Below are 16772 nucleotides of genomic sequence, written 5' to 3'. Positions count from 1 at the left end.
CCGTGCCCTCGGGGGCGAAGTGGTTCAAGATTTGGGTTTTGTTATAAAATAGGTTTAACTGGAAAATACGCCGCGCGATGCGGCGTTTTTGTTTGCAAGGAACAGAGAAATGGAAAACCCAAATTACATGCGCCGTATTCGCAGCTTTGTGCTGCGCCAGGGGCATTTATCATCAGGCCAGGAGCGGGCAATCGCTGAGTTTGGCGAACAATTTTGCATTAAATATCAGCCAGAGCTGATTGATCTGAACGCTGCATTTGGCCGCACTGGCCCTAAAATTCTGGAAATTGGTTTCGGTATGGGCGGCCCGACGGCTGAGATTGCCACGAATAAGCCAGAAACCGATTACCTTGGCGTAGAAGTGCATACCCCGGGTGTGGGCAGCCTGCTTAAATTACTGGGCGAGCAGGGCCTGCAAAATGTACGTATCGTGCAGCATGATGCGGTTGAAGTGCTGGAGAAAATGCTTGTAGCAGATTCCCTTGATGGCGCGCATATTTTCTTCCCTGATCCCTGGCATAAAAAACGCCACAATAAACGCCGCCTGATCCAGCCTGATCTGGTGAAGCTGCTGTGCTCCCGTATTAAAAGCGGCGGTTATGTGCATCTGGCCACTGATTGGGAAGACTACGCCATCCAGATGCTGGAAGTCTTATCCAATGAACCAAGCTTAAAAAACACCGCTGAAACCTACGCCGAGCGCCCGGATTATCGCCCGCTCACCAAGTTTGAAAACCGCGGTATCAAACTGGGCCACGGCGTTTGGGACTTGGTGTTCCGTAAGATTTAATTATTTGCAGGACGGGTGAAGCCCAATCTTATCAACTTAAGCAGAATTCGTAGGTTGGGTTAGCGGGCTTTATCGCGTAACCCAACCTACAAAAGCCTCGCATAACGCTCTGGCTTTGCTTAAGTTGATAGGATTAGGGTGAAGTCCCATATGAGCTAACCAAATTGTTTTTTCATTAGCAAGCAGCGAAGAAGCATAGTAACCACGCTCTTTGCATAGGGCTTTTAAAGTTCCCTTGAAACACGCCGGAGCGAGGAACAAACGGGGCGGGGTTTCGGCCAGGGAAGGAGGATCCAGCTAATCCCGCCTGCCGCCGACTCGATTGTCCGCAGCGCATGGGTTTTCGTGGTTTTGAGTTTGTCGCTTGGCTTCGTTTCTTGGCGAAGCAAGAAAGGAAGGCCCCGCGGTGGCTAACCGCTCCAAAATCAACGTGCCGAAGGCACTAAAAATCCTTGTGTTTGATTTTGGTTAGCGCACTTGGTGTTACTCCCACCTCACATTTCCACTTTTCCTACGCTTAATGGTTTATTTCGCAGAAAACGGCTTTATTTTTCCTGATTCTTGCCGATAACGCAGTGATGGGCCTGCTCTTTAGTCAGATAATGCAGGGCGGCCGTTATGCTAAAGTTAATTCAGCTCTAAAGATAAGGCGGTATAAAAATGCGGATCAAACATATTCTGGTGTCGCTTGCGACTTTACTGGCGGTGAGCACTTCTTTTGCAGAAGAAGGGCTGGTAAGCGCTGCTGGTTATGGTGCCCCGCCTCAGATCGAGGGCTTGTCCGGCGCGCAGCGCCGCCTGATGTCGATGCGTGCCTCAAAGCTGGATGCTTATCGTGCCCTGGCCGAAACAGTGCAGGGGTTCAGATTGGCAGGTAACAGCACAGTGGCGGCTTTGTCGGTGCAAAATGATAGCTTCCGTATTTATGTTGATGCCTATCTGCGCGGTGCGCGGGTCGTTTCGATGAATGCCTTGCCAGAAGGCGCTTACGAGACCGTATTAGAGTTAGATATGTCTAAGCTGGTGACTGAATCTACCAACCAAAATTATTTTGCGATGCGGGGCCGCTAATTGCTTAAAGCCTGTGTGCTCTTGCTTCTGGCCTTTCATGCCTGTGCTGCAGAAATTGAAGGTTTATCTGCGATCGGCGTGGGAGGGATTCCTATGGCGAGGCAAGAGGCGATTCAGGATGCCCTGATGCAGGCTTCATTGTGGAATGGGGCTAAAGTTGAGGCAAGCAGCCACGTTGAAAATGGCCGGGTCAGCGAGCTGCAGCGCGTCTACCCCGTGCAGACGCTGGACCGGTATAAATTATTAAGGGAATGGCGTGAAGGCAGTTTTTATCATGTGATGATAGAAACGGATCCTAAGACAGAGCCTGTTCCTGCAGAAAAAACAGCGGCCTCTGCACCGGCCTCAGCTGCAAATGTAATAGCAGGCAGCGCACCGCAGGGAGCGTTGGCCAGGCAGCCTGCGCGTGAATGCGCAAAATCTGATTTTTCCTATCGGAAAAAACTGCTGCTCGCGCACTTTCAGCTGCAAAACCCCGTTGATGCCAACGATATATCTCATTTTCAGGATGGTTTGCAGCAAGAGCTGAGCCGTATGTTATCGGCTTCGGATCATTATTTGCCACAGCGCACGGTGAATGAGGCCGCTTTTAATTTGCAGCCCGGTTTTTATGATCCGGTTTTGCAGCCGGAGCGGGTCAGAGAACTGGCGCGCCGCTATGGCACTCAATTTGTAGTGGGTGGGGTGATTCGCGATCTGGGGGCTTATGGTGAGCAGATCGGGCTTGCATGGGGAAATGACGTTCGCACTGGCGAGCGTAAAATTAGCCCGAATATTCCTATGCTTAAATTTAATGGCTGGGTGCCGTCACTGGCCGAGCTGGGCGTAAAAATCAGCCCTTCTTCACGCCGTTTTGAGGCCGATGTCTATGTGTTTGATGGTGCCAGCGGGGCGTTATTAAAGCAGCAGCGCTTTGCTGATTCGGCGAGCGGGGATGTGATTCAAAGCAGGGATAATGTGTTTGGCTCACGCCGCTTTTACGAAACTGATTTTGGCAAAATGGTTGAGAAGCAGCTGGAGCAAATTGTGGCAGGTGTGGATGATGTTCTGGCCTGCCAGGCTTTTGCAGCAAGGATCAGCCGGGTAGAAAAAGACCGTATTTATATCGATGCCGGAAGCACAGCAAGAGTAAATAAAGGCGATAAATTGCAATTATTCAGGGTAAGCGGCCCTAATCAGTTAGTGGCCGCTGTGAATGGGGACAGCAGTATGTCTTTAGGCACGCCAGAGTCGCTGCTGAGCGCGGTAACTGTTACCCAGGTTCAGCCTTTATTTGCGATCGCAATTTTAGAAAATGGCAGTATCCGCCCGGAAGTGGGTGATTACGTGCGTTTTAGTATGAAGGAATCAAGATGAATGCCCTGCGAGTTGCAGTTGCGCTTAGTTTATTACTGATCATGAGCTGCGTTGAAGCGTCGTCTTCTTATAACTCGAGCCGCCACATAAGAAAACCCGGGCATTCACGGGCAAAAGCAAGCCATGCACCTGCAGCAGCGCATAGTGCCCCCAGAAACAATGGCCCCGTTGTGATGGCGAGGCCAGAGCCCCATGTACAAACCTTACCCGCCACAATGCTGACTCGTGCTGCTGTGATGCCAGGGGCTGCGCCCGCTGCTGCTGAGCCAAAATTAAGCACCAGCCAGGAAAACGAGCTTCGCTGGCGTTTATACAGCTACCCATAGCATGCTTGTGCCCGATAACTCCTTGCTCATCCTCTCAGAATAAGCGCATGACTCAGGAGCATTTGCTCTGCTGCAGCTGTGCTCCTTTTAGCTGATTGTTCAGTTTTTCCAGCTTTTGCTGCTGATCTGCAGAAACCTTACGTAAAGCAAAGGTGACATGGGTGGGGCTGTCGTCCCGCTCTCTGACGACGGCAGATTTTACGCCCTGCTCCTTAAGCTCATTTAAACGACGGTCTGCACCTTCACGACTGCTGAACACCCCAAGCGAGATGGCATTTTGCCAGCGGCCACCATTATTGATGACGTAATAATCCTGCACGCCCTGATCGTTAAGCTGCTGTGCTTTTTTCTTTGCAAGCTCAATATCTGTTTGTGGCGGGATATAAACCCATACTTTGCCGCTGACGACCGTTTCTGTGCTGCTGATGCCCAGTGCTTTTAATCGGGCCCGCATGGTATCGGTTTGCTCCTGGCCAATTCCGTTCCAGCGCATGCAGGCCGTTACGATCTCTGCTTTGGGTGCAGGCGTGGGCGTGGGCGTTGGGGCAGGCGTGGGTTTTGCAATGGCAGCACTGGCGGTTGCAATTTCGTGAGCCTCAACCGGTGAGGCTGGCCGGCTGACAACTTGTACAGGCAGGCTGGCAATCAGCTTTACTTTATCTGCATTGATCTCAGCGTTTAAGCGCGGTGCGGCAACGGGCCGTGAAGGATAGCCCCAAAGCATTAGATTGGCAGCCAGTAACAGAGCAAAAAACCATTTCATGAAGCGTTATTCCGGGCTAGGGCGGCAAGGCCGTGCAGCACCAGCTGCTCGGCAATGATGGGTTGATAAGCGCTTAAAAGCGGAGCAATTGCGGCGGCATCTCCGCCAGATAAAATGCAAAGCGGTGTGTCGCCCCGTAATGACAGGCGGGCATGCATGGCCATAATACTGCCAGCCAGGGCGCTTAAACAGCCGGTGTGAATCGCATCGGTTGTGCAGCGCGGAAAATCATGAAAAGCACCGTCACTAACCGTTAAACGCTCTGTTTGCTGTGCTAAAGCAGATTTCATCAGGCGCAAACCGGGCAGGATCATGCCGCCTAAAAATTCATTATCTTCGGTAAGCGCATCCACCGTAAGTGCCGTACCCGCGCTGGCGATCAGCAGGGCTTTATCAGGAAACAGGCTGCGTGCGCCTAAAACCGCGGCCCAGCGATCCGGCCCCTGCTGCTCTAAATAGCGATAGCCATTTTGGATGCCCAGTGCTTCACGGCTGACTTGCAACCATTCAATGCTGCGCTGCCACTTTGCCCCGCAAAACTCATCCAGCCCGGCAGCAAGTGCAGGAGAGCCTACCGTACAGCCATGAATAATATCGGGCTGGGGCAGGGCGCTTAATTGCTGCAGCAGCTGATTAAAATCGGTATTAAGAATGAAACCTTCTGTGGAAAGAATGTCGCCTTCACGATAGGCCCACTTAATACGCGAATTTCCCAAATCAATTAAGAGCATTTTCATGATGCGTTTTCTCTGCGTAAGCTTACATCGCCTGCATAGGCTATTTTTAAGCCATCTTCTCCTGCCATTCTTAATGCGCCATCTTCTGCCACACCAATAATACGGCCACGGTTTTCTTTGCCATCAGGAGAAATTAATCTTGCCAGCTCGCCTTGCCACAGATGGCGCGCCTCCCATTCGGCCCGAAGCGGTGCAAAACCATCCTGATCAAAGCGGGGCAGAATATCGGCCAGCTCGTTTAATATGGCAGCAAGCAGGGCATTTCTATCTGGTGCAGGGCCAGGGCAATCGCTGAGGTCGGCGGCATGATCGGCATTCAGGCGCTCTTCATCGGACAGGCGCAAATTTAAGCCAATCCCAATAACTGCATCGGCAGGGCCCAGGGCATCTCCTGACAGCTCAATTAATATCCCCGCCAGTTTGCCTTTTGCACAGAGTACATCGTTGGGCCATTTCAGCCCAATGCCCGCGTAGCCTTTTTTCTCAAGCGCTCTTGTGAGTGCAATGCCAACGGCAAGGCTTAAACCGGCCAGCCGGGTCATGCCGCCACTAAAGCGCCAGACAAGGGAAAATAAAAGGCTGCCGCCTAAGCTGCCAACCCATTGCCGGCCCAGACGTCCCCGCCCGGCGTTTTGCCATTCGGCTGCCAGCACGGTGCCCGGAGCGGCATTGTCCTGGCGCAGCGCCCGGTTGGTCGAATCAATTTCATCGGTTAATTGCAGCTTAAAAGGGCTGTGGGGATTGAGCTGGCGGCTGATTTGATCATGATCCAGCCACTCAAGGGCTTGAGTGAGTTTATAGCCCACGCCATGGCGGCGCTCCAGCTCAACGCCGTAATCGCCGCTGCGTGTCAGTGCGCCGGAAACCGCGGATCTGGAGATATTCAGCTGCCTGGCAATGGCTTCACCAGAGGTAAATTCATGGGCTTTAAGCTGACGAAGAAGTGTAAGTGTATGCAACATGGCGACATTCTAGCGGCAAGCAGAGCTAAGCTCCACCTGCTTGGCTGCATAAGGCGTAAAGGAGGCTTAAATGAGTCGGAAAAGGAGCGATAAATTGATCCGCTGCGGGGCATCAGATCGTTTCAGCGCCGCTTATGGCTGCTGATCACGCAGGATTTTTTCCAGCAGGCCACGTACAATCGAGGGCTCGAAGGGCTTGTCACAGATTCCGGAAACGCCTGCCTGGGTCACTGCGGCAAGCCGGCCTCCGTCGCTTTCAGATGAGACCATTAAAATGGGAATATTGCTTTGCCAGCTGTTTTTACGCACAAACTCGATCAGCTCTTTACCATCCATTTCGGGCATATTGTAATCGGTGATGAGTAAATCAAATACCGATTCTTCCAGCATTTGTACGCCTTCGTGCCCGTTGGCCGCTTCTTTGATATTACGAACGCCCAGGTTTTCCAATACTTTTTTCATATAATTACGGGCGGCTTTTGAATCATCCACCAGTAAAACTCTCAGCATATCTAAATCCAGATCATCCTGATCCAGTGTTAAATCTTCAGAAAGATAATCAAGGGAAACACAAAGCGCGTGATCAAGATTTTCAGAGGTAAAGGGTTTGGGAATAATTGCACAGGCCCCCAGCTGGCGCAGAGGCTCCAGCACTTTGGGCTGGGTTTCGCTCGAAATCAGTACAAAAGCAATATCCTGGGTATCCGGGTTATTACGCAGCTGGGTCAGTAAATCAATGCCCGTCATATCTTTTAAATAGAGGGCGCTCAGGATTAAATTGGGGCTGTTATCTATTTTGAGTGAAGCAAGGGCCTGTGAGGCCAGCTCAAAAGAAATGATATCGCCAATCCCGAGTAATTTAAGCTTGGCAGTAATCAGTTTATTCTGTGCTGGAGATGGTTCCAGCAAAATAACCCGTAACTCGCTGATAGAAAAGTGTTTAGCCATGATTTCTCATCCAAAAATTACTTTTCTTTATAGCTGGCTGTCGCCGTTTTGTTAGATAAAATAAATATGGATCAATTTTTACAAATGGCGTGGCGATAATTAGCAGGCCATCTTGCAAAATAAAAAATGCCCGCATAATGATTTACGCGGGCATTGCATGGCGGGAGCTTTGATTCGCGGCTGGCTGCCATTGCAGGCCCGCACAAAGCCAGTGAGTTACATCGTTTCAATCGTATGGTTTTGATTGGTATAGATGCAAATATCACCGGCGATTTCCAGTGCTTTTTTAACGACCACTTCAGGTGCAAGATCCGTGTTTTCCAGCAGGGCACGGGCGGCAGACTGGGCAAAAGCACCGCCGGAGCCAATGGCCGCAATACCGTGCTCGGGCTCTAAAACATCGCCATTGCCTGTAATGATCAGTGTGGCGGTTTTATCTGCAACGATCAGCATGGCTTCAAGACGGCGCAACATACGATCGGTACGCCAGTCTTTAGCCAGCTCTACTGCCGCGCGGGTTAAATGGCCCTGATGCTTTTCCAGCTTTGCCTCAAAGCGTTCAAACAAGGTAAATGCATCGGCGGTGCCACCGGCAAAGCCAACAATCACTTTGTCGTTGTAAAGCTTACGCACTTTACGCGCAGTGCCCTTGATGACCACATTGCCCAGTGTAACCTGGCCGTCGCCACCAACTGCAACCAGATCGCCCCGGCGAACCGAGACGATCGTTGTGCCATCAAATTGTTCCATATTCTTAATCCGCAAAAATCGTATAAGCCAGATGTGGCGGCAGGGGGGCTAAATTACAAGTGCTTCAGGATAAGGACAGTACGGCAAGCTCGGTAATCCCCATGATGCGGAACAAGGCCAGCACCAGGGCGTTGACATTGCAAAAGGTAATTTGCTGCGGATTATCCATGCAAAGGCCAAGAAGTTGCCCGGCGGAATCAAAATCAAGGCGGCGCACGGCGCTGAAATCAAGCACCGGAAATTCATGCAAACGCACAAAATCACGAATAACAGCCATTTTTTCTGGCTTGGTATTGAGTAAATCTCCCGGAATCAGCAGGCGGTCTGCTGGCTGGGCGGGTAAATTAGTTTCAGCTGGCAAAGGAAGATCGGGCAAGCGATCTGTAGCAATCCATGAAGGAGGGGACACTTCAAAGGTAATTGCATAATCAACAGCCAGATTTTCAAATTCGTCCTGCAGGCCCTGAATTTGCTGTAATTCGATCAGAAGCAGCCAAAGTGGCGCTTCTGCCGGAATAGCCCGGCCGGTTTGAATGCGCTTACGCAGCAGCAGCTCTATTTCTGTCCGGCCTGATAGTTGCAGGCGAATATTGTTTTTGGCGCAACGCTGCCACAGCGCGAGTAATTCTGCCGCAGCAATGGTATCAATCTGGGTGACCCTTGCTAAATCCATTCGCAAGTGATGGCAATTTTTGCAAGCGGCTTCAAATGAAGCGATTTCCTGATCAATTTGCAGGCTGCTTAAAACTGCCGGAAACAGATAGTAATTGGATTGTTCGCTGTCATGATGCGCATTGACTTCACGCCATGCGGGCGGCGTTTTTTCAAATTCCAAAACAAATTGCAAAGCAATTTCATCAAAGAGTGATTTATTGTTATGTTGTTGTAATAATTCAAATAGCATTAACCATGTTTCAGTCTGGCGCAATCCCGCTATTTTTTTTATTTCTGTCTGTAATAATTGTAAGGCTAATTCGCTTTGCCCGCCGCTATGCAGCATGGCCGCTTCTTCCTGAATCGGTGTGAGCTGAGATTCATTATCGATCACTTCAATGCTGAGCTGTGCAAGATTAAAATCCGGCTCTGCAGTTGGCGTGCGGGTGTTTTCATTAACTTCAACTGCGGATAAATGCGCGGGTACATTTGGGGTAAATTTCTTACGGATAAATGAAAATGCCACTTTGATAATCCAGTATGAATAGGCGTGCCGCCGGTTTAATTGCGCTTTAATTCTAAGCTTTTTAGCGTGTTTTTTGCGGATTATTTTTGTTTAAAGCAAAGTGAAGGCCTGCAGCAGAGAGGGGAAAGTGCTTATTTGCACTCTTGCTTTCATTGCTTGTCATGTTTGTTTTGAGTCCTGCTCCAGTTTTTTTTATAACGTGTAAGTTTTTGGCTTGTTGCGCTGTACTTCCGCACTTAAAGTGCCTGCTGCCGCTAGCTATTCAGGGGTTCTGTTTAATGTGTGAACAGGCAATGTTTTAGCATGGGTCTAAAATAGTAGTTAAGAGCACAGAGCATTCACTTACGGAGCGCAAAATCGCATGAAATTCCAACGCTGGATGTTGCTTTGGGGCGGTTTACTTACCGTGCTCGTTTTGATTTCGGGTTTGATCCTTCCTGAATGGGCAAGGCCCAGGATCGAAACTTTTGCATCTGCTGCTTTGCATCGTCATGTGCAGATTGAAAAAATAGACTTTAATCCCTTCACGCTCACTGCAACCTTGCAAAGGGTCAGTATCAAAGAAAATAATGAGCCATTTGTTGCTTTTAATTTTTTAGCGCTTGATTTTGAATGGGCGTCTTTATGGAAAAGAGCCCCTGTTATCAGAGAAATGACACTTCATTCACCTGTTATAAGAATAATCAGGACAAAAGAGCATGAGTATAATTTATCTGATTTAATTGATGATTTTACAAAAGATAAAAATACCAAGAGTGAACTGGCGAAATTTGCAATTAACAATATTAAAATTGAAAATGGATCCCTTGATTTTGATGATCAGTTTTTACATGCAAAGCAAAAAATAAGACACTTAGAGGTGGCACTGCCTTTTATATCTACGCTGGCCCACCGTGTAAATGAATATATTTTACCCCGTGTTTCTGGAGAACTGAATGGCACCCGGTTTCAGCTGGATGCAAAAAGCAAACCTTTTACCAGCAGTAAAGATACAGAGTTTACTTTTGATTTTAAAAACTTAAATTTGCAGCAATATGCTCAGTACGTCAGGCTTCCCAATGATATAAAATTATTGTCTGCCTCTTTATCCGGGCAGATCAGTCTGCATTTTGATATAGAAAAAGAAAAAACAAAACTGAGTATCAGTGGCCCTTTGCGGCTTGATCACTTCAGCGCTTCTCTGCAGGATCAGCCTTTAATTAATATAGACAGCTTATCTGTTGATTTAAAAAGTATAGAGCCATTGTCTGGCCGGTATCATATCGCTGATATCCGCCTGGATGGGCTGGATACGGCGATTGAAAAAAATAAACAAGGTCAGTTTAACTGGCAACAGGCATTAAAAAGTAAGGAAAGTACTGATCAGAGAAAGGCTGATTTAGAAATAGAAAAAATATCTCTGTTAAACAGCAAAATTCGCTATCAGAATTATCAGTTCAATGCCATCAAACTTAATTTAGCAGCATTTTCAAGTAAACCAGGAAAAACCAGCCCTGTGCAGTTTTCGGCTCAAACTGATGATGGCGAGCAATTTTCCGCAGATTTAAAAATATCAGCACAACCTTTAATAATTGATGGCAGGCTGAATATTCAGGCTGCTGCACTTGCAAAATGCAGCGCTTTGCTGGCACCCTATTTTAAAGGCGAAATCAGTGATGGCCGGCTTGATGTACACAGCTCCATGCATTTTTCTCAAGCGCCATTGGCCTGGTCTGTAAAAGAAACAGACATCAGGCTGAATCAGTTTGCTCTGCATTTGCCAGAGCAAAAAAAATCATTATTAAAAGTGAATCATTTTTCAGTGCAGGGGCTTAATTCAGATTCGGCAGAAAAGTCGGTAAAAGCGCTGGCAGTTGAAAGTGAAGGAGGATTCTTAGGCGCAGAATGGTTAGCCAATGGTCAGTTTAATTTTAATGCGCTGTTACCGGCTGAGCATGCTGCAGCCAAGCCTGCTGCTCCATGGCGTGTGCAAATCAGTCAAATTGCAATGAAAGATTGGGGGCTTGATTTTTCTGATCAGCGGATAGTAAAAGCCCCCCCTGTTCCTGTCCGGGATATTTCACTGGTATTTGATCATTTTGATACTGAGCCGGGCAGTAAAGGGCAATTAAAGCTCAGTGGCCATTGGGGTAATCGTGGTTTGATTGATCTGGATGCCGGGATTATTCCATTACCCTTTTCTGCACAAATTGCGCTTGATTTACGCAATGCAGATGCTGCATTTTTACAGCCCTATTTTACTCAATACCTCAATATTGCATTAGCCAGAGGCTTATTAAATGCTAAGGGTAATTTGCAATTAGCAACTAAGCCACAGTTCAATGGGGGCTATCGCGGCGCATTCAGTATTAATCATTTTTATGCTCTGGATAAAAAGACGTCTGCTGCATTTTTAAAATGGGATCGTTTGGACATTAAAGGAATTGACGCGTCGCTTGTGCCCCTGAAAGTTGATATTGCTGAAATTGCTTTGGATAAATATTTCTCACGGCTTATTTTATCTTCTTCCGGAAGATTAAATTTACAAGATATTGTGGTGCATGATGGTAAAGAAGTGTCTGTTGCTCAGGCAAATACGGCCAGCGTTGTTGTATCTGCACCAGTCTCAGAGCGGCTGGCTCCCGTTAATATAAAAAAAATAGTGTTCAGTAACGGAGATATCCGTTACAGCGATTTCTTTATCAAGCCTAACTTTACGGCTAATTTAAATAAGATGGGCGGAGTAATTTATAGCTTATCCAGTGCAGAAAGTGCCCGTGCTCAGCTGGATTTGCATGGCTTTGTAGATAAAACAGCGCCTGTGCAAGTAAGTGGCACGCTTAACCCCTTATCTGAGAAAATATTTTTAGATTTAAAAGGAGGGGTAAAAAACTACGATCTGACTTCCGCTTCTACTTACTCGGCCAAGTACGCAGGCTATGGCGTAGAGAAAGGGAAAATGTCGATGGATATTGCTTATAAAATTGAAGGCAGTAAATTATTAGCCTCAAATAAAATATTTTTAGATCAGCTTACTTTAAGCGAAGAAAAAATAGAGAGTGCTGATGCCACTCAATTGCCTGTTAAATTGGCTCTGTCTTTATTAACTGACCGGCGTGGACAGATTAATTTAAATTTGCCGATTGAGGGATCATTAGATGATCCACAATTCAGCGTATCAGGCATACTCTGGCAGGTGGTGGGTAATGTATTAGAAAAAATAGTTACGTCTCCTTTTGATGCGCTTGCAAATGCAATGGGGCATGAGGGAGCAACGCTTTCGCATATTGAATTTGCTGCAGGCAGCGAAAAAATTGATGATAAGGCGGATATCAGTATCAAACAACTTGCCGGTGTGCTGGCAGAGCGCCCCGGATTAAAATTAGATATTCAAAGTGTGCTGAATCCGGTGCTGGATAAAGAAGGGTTAAAGGCTAAAGATTTACAAAGAAAAATACGGCAGATTAAACTGGCTGGTCTTGGTAATAAGCTGAGTGAAGACGACAATGAATTCATCATTGGCAAGGATGAATATCCGGATTTACTGGAGAAAGTTTATAAGCGTGAAAAATTTGATAAGCCAGCTAATTTTATTGGTATGGATAAATCACTGTCAGTAGCTGAAATGGAAAAACTGATTTTTGAACATACAGATATTAAAAACGATGATTTAAATGCCCTGGGCCAGAGGCGTGCGCTGCAGGTTAAAGCTGGTTTGCTGGCTGCAGGCGTAGATGAAGCCCGTTTATTTATGGTGAAAGCGCTGATTGGACAGGGCTCAGAGCTAAAGCCACAAGTAAAGTTTGATTTAAAATAGATTTAAATCGCTGAGTCAGTTAATCGGCTGTGCGGCTATTTTAGCTTACAGCCGCTATTGGCAGATTTTTTGGATTAGTGTTTGGCATAAATAGAGCCTGCATTTAACGTTCAATAGATTTTTGCTTGTAATGTAACTTAAAAGCACCTTTACTGATGGGGTATTCTCCTTATTTTTGGGCTTGATACGGGTGTTTCTTTCCCTGAATTTGACGCGCATTGGGGCTTTTATGTTGTTGTATGGTGAATTGCCTTCACAAATCAGAATACTCTTGCTGCTGGGGCAGGATGCAGACAGTGCGCCTTTGATCCGGGGGATGCAGGATAGCGATCTGCCCTGCACAATTCATGAATGCCGGGATTTAATGCAGCTTGATCAGGTGCTCAGCTCGAAAGATTTTTCTATCGATGTGCTGGTGATTGATCTGGCTGAAAGCCATCTTAAATACGCCCGGCAGTTAATCCAGATCAGCCATAATTTGCCCATTGTGATGCTGGCGCCTGCAGGGCGTGAGGCATGGATTAAGCAGGCAGTGCAATTAAAAAATGAGCACTTTCTGATTAAAGATGCTGAGGGCGGTTTTTTGGCGCTGCTGCCAATTGTGTTATTGCGGGTCATTAATCAAAGCCGGGAGCAGCATGCGCGGACCAGTGCAGAGCTGAATATGATCGAGCACAGGCTGAGCTTAAGCCAGATTGTAGAAGGCAGCCCGGTGGCTTCATTTGTCATTGATTGCAATCATCAGGTCACGCACTGGAATCAGGCTTGTGAAGTGTTTACAGGTAAAAAAGCATTTGAAATGATTGGTACTTCTAATCAGTGGCAGGCTTTTTATTCTGAGCCACGGCCTGTGCTGGCCGATTTAATGCTTGAAGATGCTTTAGAGCAGAAGGTGAAGGCTTTTTATCCTGGCAAGGTCGCTGTCTCTTCCAATAATCAAGGCGTGTTTGAGGCTGAAGATTTTTTTGCGCATATGGGTGAAAACGGCAGGTGGATTTATTTCACGGCTACGCCGATCAGGGATGATTGCGGCAAGGTGGTTGGCGCCATGGAAACCTTGCAGGATGTTACCCGCAGGCATGCGGTTGAAGCGGCGCTTCAGGCGAGTGAAGCTTTTTTAGCGCAGATTGTAGATGGCAGCTCGGTGGCTACTTTTGTGATTGATCGTGATCACACCGTCACGCACTGGAACCGGGCATGCGAAGCCCTCACTGGGCTTGCTGCAAGTGATGTGATTGGTACGCATGAGCAGTGGCGGGCTTTTTACCCGAGCGAGCGCCCCGTGATGGCCGATTTAATTATGAATGGCGCAATGGCCGACGATGTTGAACAGTTTTATCACGGTAAATTTCGCCCTTCACGCCTGATAGAAGGTGTTTTTGAGGCAGAGGATTTTTTCGCCCATTTTGGCACCGAAGGCAAATGGGTTTTTTTTACGGCCGCACCTTTGCGTGATCTGGATGGCAAGGTGGTGGGGGCCATAGAAACATTACAAGATATGAACGAGCGCCGCCTCGCTGAAGAAGCTTTAAAAGCCAGTGAGGCCCGCTACCGGGATCTGAGTATTACTGATGGAATGACCGGCTTATTTAACAGCCGGCACTTTTATGAAAGCATTGAAAAAGAAATCGAAAGGGCAAGACGTTATGGCAGGCCGCTTACTTTGCTTTTAATGGATATTGATAATTTTAAAAAAGTGAATGATCAGTATGGGCATTTAGAAGGCGATAAAGTGTTGCAGTCTCTGGCCATGGTAATCAGGGGCTGCTTGCGGGAAATGGACAGCGCTTACCGCTATGGCGGTGAAGAATTTATTGTGGTGTTGCCGGAAACGCGCAGTGATGATGCGATTAATGTGGCAGAGCGTCTGAGGCAGCGTTTTGAAGATCAGATTCAAAGGCCAGCCCCGGGTTTGGTTTTACATTGTACGGTAAGCATTGGTGTGAGCCAGTTTGTGACAGGCGATGATGCTAAAAGCCTGGTAAAAAGGGCGGATGATGGCACTTATCAGGCCAAGCATCAGGGCAAGAATTGTGTTGTTTTGCTGGATACCCTTAAGGGCTGAATGGGGTTTGCTGATAGAGTCTGCAAGTATTCTGGCGGTTTATTTAAGTATCATCGCTTTTAAATAACTAAAAAGTCTTAGTGTTAAAAATATAATAACAATTAAACTCTATGCCTGTTTACTGGTAAAAGAGAGAAAACCCCATGTTGAAGATCCTCAGTGCGCTGTTGTGTGTCATCTCGATGATGGCATGGGCAGAGCCTGATACCGAATTTTTAGAGCCTGAGCAGGCCCTTAAAATGAGTGCCAGCGCACGCGATCACCAAACGGTGGAAGTGCGTTTTGCGATTGCTCAGGGCTATTATCTTTACAAAAATAAGCTGAAAATTTCTGCAGATCAGGGCGTGCAGCTGGGAGATATCGATTTTCCTGCCTCATTGCCACACGATGATCCCAATTTTGGCAAGGTAGAAACCTATCGCGGGCAATTAGTCCTGCCTGTACAGATTAAAAACCCGTCAGCTCAGCAATTTAAGTTAACCGTGATTGCACAGGGCTGTGCAGATGCGGGCCTCTGTTATCCGCCTATTACCCAGATTGCCGATATAAAGCTGGCTGCTCTGGCGCGCAGCAAAGCCCCGGCCGCAGCGGTGCTGGCTTCAGCCATTAAGCCCGCCGTCTCTGCTGAAACCCCTGTGACTAAAGAGCTTGCTAAAGAGACACTTGCCAGCGCCAGTGTGGCGTCAGCAGTGCTGGTCAGTGCGGTTGCCCCGGCCGTAGCAGCCCCTTTGGCGCAGGCAAGTGATGCCGGGCAAATCAATTCATTGCTGGGCAGTGGCAATCTCACGCTGATTTTGTTCAGCTTTTTTGGCTTTGGTCTTTTACTGGCTTTAACGCCCTGTGTGTTTCCAATGATGCCGATTTTATCGGGGATTATTATTGGCCATGGCGATCAGATCAGCAAAAAACGCGCCTTTGTTTTATCGCTTTTTTATGTGCTGGGCATGGCGGTCAGTTATGCCGCGGCAGGCGTGGCTGCGGGCTTATCTGGCTCTATGCTTTCTGCCGCTTTGCAAAATATCTGGGTATTAGGCGCGTTTGCACTGGTGTTTGTGCTGCTGTCATTATCGATGTTTGGGTTTTATGAGCTGCAATTGCCCGCTTCATTGCAAAGCAAAATCTCTGGCAGCGCCAATCGCCAGCAGGGTGGATCTTTGCTGGGCGTGCTGATTATGGGCGCCTTATCGGCACTGATTGTCGGGCCTTGTGTGGCTGCACCTTTGGCAGGCGCATTGCTCTATATAGCGCAAACGCATAACGCGGTGCTGGGTGGGGCGGCGCTGTTTGTGATGGCGCTGGGTATGGGTGTGCCGCTGATTATGGTGGCCTGCGCCGCATCGGCTCTGCCGCGTGCCGGGGCATGGATGGAAAACATTAAAAAAGTATTCGGCGTTTTATTACTGGCTGTAGCGATCTGGCTGGTTTCCCCTGTATTGCCCGCCGTATTTGCCATGCTGGCATGGGCTGCGCTCTTGATTATATCTGCCATCTTTTTGCGGGCGATTGATCCGCTTCCGGCAGACAGCAAAGGCTGGCCGCGCTTTTGCAAAGGCCTGGGGGTGATTGCACTTCTGGCAGGATCTGCTCTTTTGATTGGCGCACTCAGTGGCGGGCGTGATCCGCTGCAGCCTTTGCAAGGCCTGCAGGCACAGGCTAAAGCAGAGCCTTATCCAGAATTCAGCAAGGTTTCCACCCTCGCCCAATTAGAGCGTGAGCTGGCGCAAACCAATCAGCCGGTTATGCTCGATTTTTATGCTGATTGGTGTGTTTCTTGTAAAGAAATGGAAAAACTGACTTTTTCAAATTCGGAAGTCGCTGCCAGAATGGGGCAAATGAAACGATTACAGGTGGATGTCACCGCCAATACCGATGATGATAAAGCATTATTAAAGCGCTTTAAGTTATTTGGCCCGCCTGGAATTATTTTCTTTAATAAAGAAGGTAAAGAGCTGCAAAGCAGTATTGGCTTTAAATCTGCCGAACCATTTAAGCAATTGCTGGATCAGGTGCTGGCTAAATAACTAAAAT

Annotated in this window: 13 protein-coding genes; 7 read left to right on the top strand and 6 right to left on the bottom strand. The window is 47.8% G+C overall.

Annotation, left to right across the window (positions count from 1 at the left end; translation table 11 throughout):
- The first annotated feature begins 109 nt into the window (after nt 1-109).
- The 4 genes from trmB to HA050_RS01350 all read left to right on the top strand — a co-directional run bounded on the left by trmB (nt 110) and on the right by HA050_RS01350 (nt 3543).
- Nucleotides 110-790: a tRNA (guanosine(46)-N7)-methyltransferase TrmB gene (trmB, locus tag HA050_RS01365; RefSeq protein ID WP_166821110.1), complete on the top strand. Its 681-nt coding sequence runs from the start codon at nt 110-112 to the stop codon at nt 788-790.
- Between the two features lie 660 nt (nt 791-1450).
- Entirely contained in the window at nt 1451-1861 is a 411-nt protein-coding gene (locus tag HA050_RS01360) for an LPP20 family lipoprotein (RefSeq protein WP_166821107.1), read from the top strand.
- Nucleotides 1862-3217, top strand: a complete 1356-nt coding sequence (locus tag HA050_RS01355; RefSeq protein ID WP_166821104.1) for a flagellar assembly protein T N-terminal domain-containing protein — start codon at nt 1862-1864, stop codon at nt 3215-3217. It begins immediately after the preceding gene.
- Nucleotides 3214-3543 carry a hypothetical protein gene (locus tag HA050_RS01350; RefSeq protein WP_166821102.1) on the top strand — a complete coding sequence of 110 codons (330 nt, stop codon included), beginning with the start codon at nt 3214-3216 and terminating at the stop codon, nt 3541-3543. The genes HA050_RS01355 and HA050_RS01350 overlap by 4 nt, the downstream gene beginning before the upstream one ends.
- 52 nt (nt 3544-3595) lie before the next feature.
- Here the strand turns inward: HA050_RS01350 and HA050_RS01345 are convergent, their stop codons facing one another.
- The 6 genes from HA050_RS01345 to HA050_RS01320 all read right to left on the bottom strand — a co-directional run bounded on the left by HA050_RS01345 (nt 3596) and on the right by HA050_RS01320 (nt 8883).
- Nucleotides 3596-4306 carry an SPOR domain-containing protein gene (locus tag HA050_RS01345; protein WP_166821099.1) on the bottom strand — a complete coding sequence of 237 codons (711 nt, stop codon included), beginning with the start codon at nt 4304-4306 and terminating at the stop codon, nt 3596-3598.
- Nucleotides 4303-5043: a type III pantothenate kinase gene (locus HA050_RS01340; protein ID WP_166821096.1), complete on the bottom strand. Its 741-nt coding sequence runs from the start codon at nt 5041-5043 to the stop codon at nt 4303-4305. Before HA050_RS01340 ends, HA050_RS01345 begins: the two co-directional genes overlap by 4 nt.
- Entirely contained in the window at nt 5040-6005 is a 966-nt protein-coding gene (locus HA050_RS01335) for a biotin--[acetyl-CoA-carboxylase] ligase (protein ID WP_166821093.1), read from the bottom strand. The genes HA050_RS01340 and HA050_RS01335 overlap by 4 nt, the downstream gene beginning before the upstream one ends.
- 132 nt (nt 6006-6137) lie before the next feature.
- Nucleotides 6138-6953 carry a response regulator gene (locus HA050_RS01330; RefSeq protein WP_166821090.1) on the bottom strand — a complete coding sequence of 272 codons (816 nt, stop codon included), beginning with the start codon at nt 6951-6953 and terminating at the stop codon, nt 6138-6140.
- Nucleotides 6954-7169: 216 nt separating this feature from the next.
- Nucleotides 7170-7703 carry an ATP-dependent protease subunit HslV gene (hslV, locus tag HA050_RS01325; protein WP_115225872.1) on the bottom strand — a complete coding sequence of 178 codons (534 nt, stop codon included), beginning with the start codon at nt 7701-7703 and terminating at the stop codon, nt 7170-7172.
- A gap of 64 nt (nt 7704-7767) precedes the next feature.
- A complete protein-coding gene (locus tag HA050_RS01320; protein WP_166821087.1) occupies nt 7768-8883 on the bottom strand; it encodes a hypothetical protein in 1116 nt (371 codons plus the stop codon).
- 361 nt (nt 8884-9244) lie between these two features.
- On the opposite strand from HA050_RS01320, the gene HA050_RS01315 reads away from it, so the two are divergent.
- The 3 genes from HA050_RS01315 (at nt 9245) to dsbD (ending at nt 16765) form a co-directional block, all read left to right on the top strand.
- Nucleotides 9245-12679, top strand: coding sequence for a DUF748 domain-containing protein (locus HA050_RS01315; protein ID WP_166821084.1), 3435 nt, complete (start codon nt 9245-9247; stop codon nt 12677-12679).
- Nucleotides 12680-12908: 229 nt separating this feature from the next.
- Nucleotides 12909-14744 carry a sensor domain-containing diguanylate cyclase gene (locus tag HA050_RS01310; protein ID WP_205836245.1) on the top strand — a complete coding sequence of 612 codons (1836 nt, stop codon included), beginning with the start codon at nt 12909-12911 and terminating at the stop codon, nt 14742-14744.
- A 143-nt stretch (nt 14745-14887) separates the two neighbouring features.
- Nucleotides 14888-16765: a protein-disulfide reductase DsbD gene (dsbD, locus tag HA050_RS01305; RefSeq protein WP_166821081.1), complete on the top strand. Its 1878-nt coding sequence runs from the start codon at nt 14888-14890 to the stop codon at nt 16763-16765.
- The last annotated feature ends 7 nt before the right edge of the window (nt 16766-16772 follow it).

The sequence above is a fragment of the Iodobacter violaceini genome, from assembly GCF_011601265.1.
GTDB lineage: Bacteria > Pseudomonadota > Gammaproteobacteria > Burkholderiales > Chitinibacteraceae > Iodobacter > Iodobacter violaceini.
The sequence above is the reverse complement of the archived record's forward strand: the minus strand, read 5'-3'. Positions and strand labels throughout refer to the sequence as shown.

Coding starts and splice junctions, on each gene's coding strand:
- trmB (WP_166821110.1), top strand. CDS start 110: ATGGAAAACCCAAATTACATGCGCCGTATTCGCAGCTTTGTGCTGCGC.
- HA050_RS01360 (WP_166821107.1), top strand. CDS start 1,451: ATGCGGATCAAACATATTCTGGTGTCGCTTGCGACTTTACTGGCGGTG.
- HA050_RS01350 (WP_166821102.1), top strand. CDS start 3,214: ATGAATGCCCTGCGAGTTGCAGTTGCGCTTAGTTTATTACTGATCATG.
- HA050_RS01345 (WP_166821099.1), bottom strand. CDS start 4,306: ATGAAATGGTTTTTTGCTCTGTTACTGGCTGCCAATCTAATGCTTTGG.
- HA050_RS01340 (WP_166821096.1), bottom strand. CDS start 5,043: ATGAAAATGCTCTTAATTGATTTGGGAAATTCGCGTATTAAGTGGGCC.
- HA050_RS01335 (WP_166821093.1), bottom strand. CDS start 6,005: ATGTTGCATACACTTACACTTCTTCGTCAGCTTAAAGCCCATGAATTT.
- HA050_RS01330 (WP_166821090.1), bottom strand. CDS start 6,953: ATGGCTAAACACTTTTCTATCAGCGAGTTACGGGTTATTTTGCTGGAA.
- hslV (WP_115225872.1), bottom strand. CDS start 7,703: ATGGAACAATTTGATGGCACAACGATCGTCTCGGTTCGCCGGGGCGAT.
- HA050_RS01315 (WP_166821084.1), top strand. CDS start 9,245: ATGAAATTCCAACGCTGGATGTTGCTTTGGGGCGGTTTACTTACCGTG.
- HA050_RS01310 (WP_205836245.1), top strand. CDS start 12,909: ATGTTGTTGTATGGTGAATTGCCTTCACAAATCAGAATACTCTTGCTG.
- dsbD (WP_166821081.1), top strand. CDS start 14,888: ATGTTGAAGATCCTCAGTGCGCTGTTGTGTGTCATCTCGATGATGGCA.